At 63.5% G+C, this 7281-nt stretch carries 6 protein-coding genes; 4 read left to right on the plus strand and 2 right to left on the minus strand.

Annotated features, from left to right (window positions below; genetic code table 11):
• On the plus strand, positions 1–400 hold a 400-nt coding region (locus tag WMO66_RS06510), incomplete at its 5' end, for a hypothetical protein (RefSeq protein WP_349135589.1).
• Between the two features lie 230 nt (positions 401–630).
• On the opposite strand, the gene WMO66_RS06515 is transcribed toward WMO66_RS06510, so the two are convergent.
• Positions 631–1041, minus strand: a complete 411-nt coding sequence (locus WMO66_RS06515) for a TFIIB-type zinc ribbon-containing protein (protein ID WP_349135590.1) — start codon at positions 1039–1041, stop codon at positions 631–633.
• A gap of 74 nt (positions 1042–1115) precedes the next feature.
• The gene (locus tag WMO66_RS06520) at positions 1116–1964 is read right to left on the minus strand and encodes a metallophosphoesterase (RefSeq protein ID WP_349135591.1); all 849 of its coding nucleotides are present in this window, start codon (positions 1962–1964) and stop codon (positions 1116–1118) included.
• 328 nt (positions 1965–2292) lie between these two features.
• Between WMO66_RS06520 and recJ the strand changes: the two genes are divergently transcribed.
• Genes recJ through dtd form a run of 3 tightly spaced genes read left to right on the plus strand, consistent with a single transcriptional unit; the run spans position 2293 to position 6974 of the window.
• Positions 2293–4332, plus strand: a complete 2040-nt coding sequence (gene recJ, locus WMO66_RS06525) for a single-stranded-DNA-specific exonuclease RecJ (protein ID WP_349135592.1) — start codon at positions 2293–2295, stop codon at positions 4330–4332.
• Entirely contained in the window at positions 4333–6510 is a 2178-nt protein-coding gene (locus WMO66_RS06530; protein ID WP_349135593.1) for a RelA/SpoT family protein, read from the plus strand.
• Positions 6510–6974 carry a D-aminoacyl-tRNA deacylase gene (gene dtd / locus WMO66_RS06535; protein WP_349135594.1) on the plus strand — a complete coding sequence of 155 codons (465 nt, stop codon included), beginning with the start codon at positions 6510–6512 and terminating at the stop codon, positions 6972–6974. Before WMO66_RS06530 ends, dtd begins: the two co-directional genes overlap by 1 nt.
• The last annotated feature ends 307 nt before the right edge of the window (positions 6975–7281 follow it).

A 7281-nucleotide genomic window follows, 5' to 3' on the forward strand; every position in this document is an offset into this window, starting at 1 on the left:
GTCTGTAGCGGCGCTCAGTGAGCGCCATGCAGGCCAGCAGCATGTGGCACATGGATTCTGTGGCGTGACGCCTCCAGAATTGTCATTGCGAGGGCGCTTTGCGCCCGTGGCAATCTCGCAGTACCTGGCCGGATTGTGGGAAAGCTGTCGGCGAAATCGTAATTGCCTGCACGAGATTGCCACGTCGGCCTCCGGCCTCCTCGCAATGACAAACCTTTGGCCTTCCCTGTTTTATCGACAGCCTGTTCGGATCGGCAGCAATGCGCCGGGCCCGGCTGTCCGCACCCCAGCTTGTCAAAAAAGTCCCTTCGGGCCTTTTTCGCCAAGCTGCTTCCAGAATTGCAAAATAGAATATTGTAGCATTTTATTTTGCAATTCTGCCGCCGCGGCGGGTGATTGAACGCGAAAGGACACCCTGACGGTTTCCTTTCACACTTTTCTTCCCTCCGAAACTTTCGGCTGGGCAGGCTTTTTGACAGTCTGGGGAGAGGCATGCCGCTCCCCTACAACGCTCCGTGTGCGCCCGGTGAGCGAACGGTCCTCTTTTTGTTTTCCGCATGTTCCGCCGCCCCTGCCGGTTCCTCTGTAACGGGCAGCAAAAACCCGCAGCGGCTGGCTGCGGGTTTCGGGCTAGGTCTTACGGATGAATTTCTCGCCGCATTTCGGGCAGCGGATACACAGCTTGCCGCGGTGCTTCGGGACCCGGACGGTCTGCCCGCACGACGGGCAGCGAAAATAGCGGTTGTTGCGGTCGCGCAGCCGCATCCACAGCTGCAGGAACCGGCGGTTCTCCCGCTCGCGGCGGCTGAGATTCCGCGAAAACATGCGGACCATGGCGAGGATCAGCAGACCGTACATCAACAGTGACAGGATCGGTGCGATGATGCCGCGGTAGACCGTGCTGGTCCGCAGCGCGTAGGTCAGGATGGTGTTGGTGAGGCTCAGGATGACGGCCAGCACCAGCAAGAGCATATTCAGTTGATCAGAACCGTAGCGGCCGTACATCCATTTGCGGATGCTTGCGCCCAAACGTCGGAACATAGTTATCACCTGAGAACAATTATAATGCGGTGAGGCGGATTTACAACCCTTTCCCCGGAATATTTACGATTTGTTTACGAATTTATTGCCGGATCGCCCCGGCGCAGAACGATCACCGCGACCTCCGGCCGGTTGAACAGGCGAAAGTGCACGTTTGTATAGCCAAGCCCGCGGCTGACATACAGGGCCGTTTCGCCCTGCCGGTAAAGCCCGGCATCCCATGCGGGGAACAGCCGCCGGTCCGTGCCGAACAGCCCGCCCACGAACGGCAGCCGCACGACGCCGCCGTGGCAGTGCCCGGCCAGTACGGCCTGCACGCCGAGGGCGCTCCATTGCGGCAATTGGTCGTTACGGTGCGTCAGCAGCAGGAGAAAGGCGGCCTCTCCGGCCTCCGCGCGGATATCCGCGATCAGCTCCGCAGGCGTTTTGCGCTCTGCCGGGCCGCAGGGGTCATCCGTTCCGGCGACGATGAGCGCGTCTTCTCCGCGCCGGAGCACGCGCCAGTCGTCCTGCAGCACCGTCACGCCGCAGGCGCGCATCTGCGCCAGAATGCCGCGCAGGCCGGGCACGCGCCATTCGTGATTGCCCGTCACATAATACACGGGCGCAATGGCACACAGACCGCGCAGCAGCGGCGGCAGCATGGCAAGGTCCGTGTGCTCGTCAAACAGGTCACCGTCGATGCAGATGAGGTCCGGCTCCGCCCGGCGCACGGCCGCAAGCAGGCGGCGGCTGCCCCGGCCGAACACGCGGCCGTGCAGGTCAGCCAGCTCCACGATGCGAAGCCCGTCGAACGCGGGCGGCAGGGCAGGGGAGACGAGTGCGGTCTCGGTCGTCTGCAGGCTGCAGTTTCCCCACAGCAGGAATCCGGCGGCAAGCAGGGCTGCCAGCACGAGCAGGACGGCGGTTTTCCGGCGGCGCATGGCGGCTTCCTCCCTTTCAAGAGCTTTTTTGCACAGTTGTATTGTATGCCGGAGAAAAGTTTGCTATAATGAAAAAATAAAAAATAAGGCAGCACCGCACAATTGCAGCGAGAGCATTCAGCGAGAGATTTTTTGCCGGGACAAGGTTTGAAAAGTGCAGATGTACTTTGTGTACCCGCAAGGGGCATGCCGCATCCGTAAGGCGGCAAAGCCGCCAACGGCTGCGCAATACTTCAAACTTTTCGAACCGATGGATCGGCGAAAAATATCCGGTGAAGGCCGAAGCTGCAATTGCGCGGGGCTGCCCTAACTGGGATGTGTATCTGGTGTGAAGTACGGAATCTGGAACACCGCCCTGCCGGACAGCGCCGCGGTCGATGCGCTGCAGCAGGCGGGCTATTCGCCTTTGACGGCGCGCGTGCTGGCCGGGCGCGGCTGCGGGACTCCGCAGCAGGCGCAGGAGCTGCTGTGCGCGGACGCGCCGCTGTTTGACCCCTTTCTCCTGCGGGAGATGAACCGCGCCGTGCAGACGGTGCGGCAGGCGCTGCAGCTCGGGCAGCGCATCGCCGTGTTCGGCGACTATGACGTGGACGGCATCACGGCCACCTGCTTGCTGACGGATTTCCTGCGCGGCATGGGTGCGGACTGCGTCGTCCACATCCCCGGGCGGCTCGAGGAGGGCTACGGCCTGAACGCCGGGGCCATCCGCCAGCTCCGTGCGCAGGGTGTGCGGCTCATCATCACGGTGGACTGCGGCATCACGGCGCTGGAGGAGGCCGAGCTCTGCCGGGAGCTGGGCGTGACGCTCGTCATCACGGACCATCATGAATGCAAGGAGCAGCTGCCGCAGTGCGCGGCCGTTGTGGACCCGCACCGGCCGGACCGGACGTATCCGCATACCATGCTCTCCGGCGTCGGCATCGCCTTCAAGCTGGCCGCTGCGCTCAGCGGCGATCAGGACGGCGTCGCCCGTCGCTATTGCGATCTCATCTGCCTCGGCACGATCGCAGACGTCATGACGCTGCAGGGCGAGAACCGCCGCCTTGTCGTCATGGGCCTTGAGGCCCTGCGCCAGCCGCAGCGGCTGGGCCTGCGCGCCCTGATCCATGCCTGCGGCTGCGACGAGCAGGAGATCACTGCCGGGACCATCGGCTATATACTCGCGCCGCGTGTCAACGCCGCCGGGCGTATGGAGCAGGCTGAGCTGGCCGTGCGCCTGTTTCTGACGCAGGACCCGCAGGAGGCCGACCGGCTGGCCGAAACGCTCTGCCGCCTGAACCGCGAGCGGCAGACCATCGAATCCGAAATTTACAGTGAGGCCGTCAGCCGCCTGCACGGCGCACCGGACGGCGCGATCGTTCTGGCGGGTGAGCACTGGCATCAGGGCGTCGTCGGCATCGTGGCCTCGCGCCTTTCCGAGGAATTCTGCCGCCCGACGTTCCTCATCTGCCTGGACGGCGAACGCGGCAAGGCCTCGTCCCGCTCCTACGGCGGCTTTAACCTGTTTGCCTCGCTGACGGAGCTCTCCGGCCTGCTTGAGGGCTACGGCGGCCATGAGCTTGCCGCCGGGTTCACGATCGCCCGGAAGAATATCGACGCCTTCCGCGCGGCCATGTGCCGCTGCGCCGCGGCCTATGCGGCGTCCGCTCCGGTGGAGGCCACGCTGCAGGTCGACTGCGAGATCGAGGCGTCCCTCCTGACGGAGGAGAACGTCCGCGGCCTTTCGCAGCTCGAGCCATGCGGCGCGGGCTGCCCGAAGCCGGTGCTCAGCCTGAGCGGCCTGACCGTGGAGCATGCCATGGCCGTCGGCAGCGGCAAGCATCTGCGCCTGCGTCTGCAGGCTCCGGACGGCACGCCTGTGCAGGCCATTTTCTTCTCGGCCGGGCGTCTGTCGGCAAAGCTCCGTCCCGGCGACCGGGTCGACGCGGCCTTTACGCCGCAGATCAACGAATTCCGCGGCCGCCGCACGGTGCAGCTCAATCTGATCGACCTGCGCCGCGTCGAGCCGACGAAGCTCTATGACCGTTTCCGCGCGCACGAGGCGCTGCGCCCCGACGAGCTGCGGGCGCTGGCCCCGGACCGCGAGGACGTCATCGGCGTGTGGAACTTCCTCCGCCGCGCGGCCCCCGGCGGCGCGGAGCTGCGGGACAATACCGACCGCCTCTGCCTGCAGATCGCGGCGTCCTCTCCCCGGCCGCAGGCGGCACGCCGCGCCATTGCCTGCCTGGAGATCCTGGCCGAGCTCGGCCTTGTGTCTCTGCGGCGCAGCGGCAGCACCCTTGCGGTGCGCATTGTGCCGCACCGGACGAACCCACTGGAAAACAGCGTGCTGTTCTGCACGCTCCGCAAGCTCAAAGCAGGTGATTGAATGGAAACCTTTCAGGAACACTATCTCAGCATGAAGCGCACCATCGCGGCGCGCAAGCTGAATGTCGATATGGCCCTCATCGACCGCGCCGTGGATTACGCGCGCGAAAAGCACAAGGACCAGAAGCGCAAGGACGGCTCGCCCTATATCATCCATCCGCTGGCTGTGGCGGAGATCGTCGCGGAGATCGGCCTCGATACGGACGCCATCCTGGGCGCGCTGCTGCACGACTGCATCGAGGATACGGACTCGACCTACGATGATATCGCCCGCAATTTTGGCCCGACGGTCGCCTCGCTCGTCGAGGGCGTCACAAAGCTGACGCGCGTGGAGTATTCCACGCTCGAGGAGCAGCAGATGGAGAACCTGCGCAAGATGTTCATGGCCATGAGCAAGGACATCCGCGTCATCCTCATCAAGATCGCCGACCGCCTGCACAACACCCGTACCATGCAGTTCCAGAGCCCGGAAAAGCAGATCTCCAAGTCCCGCGAGACCATGGACATCTATGCGCCGCTGGCCCACCGGCTCGGCATGCAGAAGATCAAATGGGAGCTGGAGGATACCAGCCTCAAATACCTCGATCCCGAGGGCTATAACGAGATCATGCGCTATCTCAACGTCCATCAGGCCGAGGCGGACGCCTTTATGAAGGCCATCCAGAGCAAGATCACCACACGCCTGTCCGCCGTGGGCATCCATGGCTCCATCTATGGCCGCATCAAGCATGTCTATTCCATTTACCGCAAGATGAAGGCCCAGAATAAGACGATCGACGAGCTCTACGATATGTATGCGTTCCGCGTCATCGTCGATTCCATCCCGGACTGCTACAATGTCCTCGGTCACATCCACGACCTGTTCAATCTGGTCCCCGGCCGCTTCAAGGACTATATCTCCACGCCAAAGCCCAACATGTACCAGAGCCTGCACACGACGGTCATCGGCCAGCAGGGCATCCCGTTCGAGGTGCAGATCCGCACCTGGGAGATGCACGAAATGGCGGAATACGGCATTGCGGCCCACTGGAAATACAAGCAGGGCGTCGCGGGCGGTGATGAAAAGCAGTTTGAATGGGTCCGCCGCCTGCTCGAGACGCAGCAGGACTCCGATGCGGAGGATTATATCCACTCCCTCAAGGTCGATATGTTCGACGACGAGGTCTTCGTCTTCACGCCGAAGGGCAAGGTCATGTCCCTGCCGTCCGGCTCCACCCCCATCGACTTTGCCTATGCCATCCATTCCGGCGTCGGCAACGCCATGGTCGGCGCAAAGGTCAACAACCGCATTGCAAGCTATGATCAGCAGCTGTGCAACGGCGACATCGTCGAGGTCCTGACATCGAAAACGGCCAAGGGCCCGAGCCGCGACTGGCTGAATATCTGCAAGAGCAACGGCGCGCGCACGAAGATCAAGCAGTGGTTCAAAAAGGAAAAGCGCGAGGAGAACATCGTGCACGGCAAGGCGAGCTTCGAGGGAGAGATGCGCCGCGCCAATGTCAATCCCGCCGTGCTGCAGGATGCCGAGCTGCTGCCGGGCCTTTTGAAAAAGCTGGCATTCGAATGCCTTGACGATATGTATGCCGCCATCGGTTACGGCGGCCTGACGGCGGCAAAGGCGTTTGGCCGCATCCGCGACGATCTGATCCGCGCCACGCGCCAGACGCCTGCGCCCCCGGTCCGCGAGGTGCAGAAGCAGGCGGAGCCCGGAAAGGGCGGCCGCCACAAGGATTCCGGCGTTATCGTCGAGGACATCGATTCCTGCATGATCAAGTTCTCGCGCTGCTGCACGCCGGTGCCGGGCGACGACATCGTCGGCTTTATTACAAAGGGCTACGGCGTGTCCATCCACCGCCGCGACTGCCGCAACGCAGCCGGTGCATCCGACCCGAAGCAGGCAGGGCGCTGGGTCAAGGTCGCGTGGAGCACGGAGGATAAGCCGTTCTCCACCACGTTTGAGATCGATTCCACGGACCGCAGCGGCATCTGGCTCGATATCGCCACGGCGCTGAGCGCGGCCAAGCTGAAGGTCACGGAGCTCTCCGGCCGAGATATGCCCACCGGAAAGGCGCGCACCGTCGCCACGTTCGAGGTGCGCAACGTGCAGGAGCTGGAGACCATCCGGACGAAGATCCGCGCCATTGACGGCGTGATCGATGTGAGAAGAGGGCAGAACTGATGAGAGCTGTGATCACGCGCGTAAAAAGCGCCTCCGTATCCATTGCGGGCAGCGTCGTGGGCGAGATCGGCCACGGCCTGCTCATCCTGCTCGGCGTCGGCCCGGACGACACGCCGGAGCTGTGTGAAAAGCTGGCCGACAAGGCACTCGGCCTGCGCATTTTCTGCGACGAGGCGGGGAAAATGAACCGCTCCCTCGCCGATATCGGCGGGCAGGTGCTCGTCGTCAGCCAGTTCACGCTCTATGCCGACTGCCGCAAGGGCAAGCGGCCGAGCTTCACGGGCGCGGCTCTGCCGGAGCTGGCTGTCCCGCTGTATGAGCAGTTCCTGCAGGAGTGCCGCAGCCGCGGCTTTGCGCCGCAGCACGGCCAGTTCGGGGCCGATATGCTCGTCGCCTCAGAAAACGACGGCCCCGTCACCATCCTGCTCGATACGGACGAGCTGCTCCAGCCGAGAAGAGGCTGATCCCGGAAAACCGCAGACGCCATTGCCCACCGATGATTGCAGGGAGCGGCGTCCTCGACGCCCCGTGGGGCACCCTGCAAATTTCCGACCGCTCTGCCGACCGCACGCGCTGCCAAATTTGACTGTAGCGGCGCTCAGTGAGCGCCTTGCAGGCTGGAAAGTTATAGGGCGGCATCGTCGACCGTACCCGCCTTGTAGGGGAGGGGCATTGCCGACCGGTACAGGCTGTCGTTAAAATGGTGATGGCCCCCGAATTGTCATTGCGAGGGCGCTTTGCGCCCGTGGCAATCTCGCAGTACCCGGTCGG

The sequence above is a fragment of the Faecousia intestinalis genome, from assembly GCF_040096185.1.
Lineage (GTDB): Bacteria > Bacillota > Clostridia > Oscillospirales > Oscillospiraceae > JAZOXB01.

Excerpts from the sequence above, each read along its gene's own strand:
- WMO66_RS06515 (WP_349135590.1), bottom strand. The coding sequence starts at position 1,041 with ATGTTCCGACGTTTGGGCGCAAGCATCCGCAAATGGATGTACGGCCGC.
- WMO66_RS06520 (WP_349135591.1), bottom strand. The coding sequence starts at position 1,964 with ATGCGCCGCCGGAAAACCGCCGTCCTGCTCGTGCTGGCAGCCCTGCTT.
- WMO66_RS06530 (WP_349135593.1), top strand. The coding sequence starts at position 4,333 with ATGGAAACCTTTCAGGAACACTATCTCAGCATGAAGCGCACCATCGCG.
- dtd (WP_349135594.1), top strand. The coding sequence starts at position 6,510 with ATGAGAGCTGTGATCACGCGCGTAAAAAGCGCCTCCGTATCCATTGCG.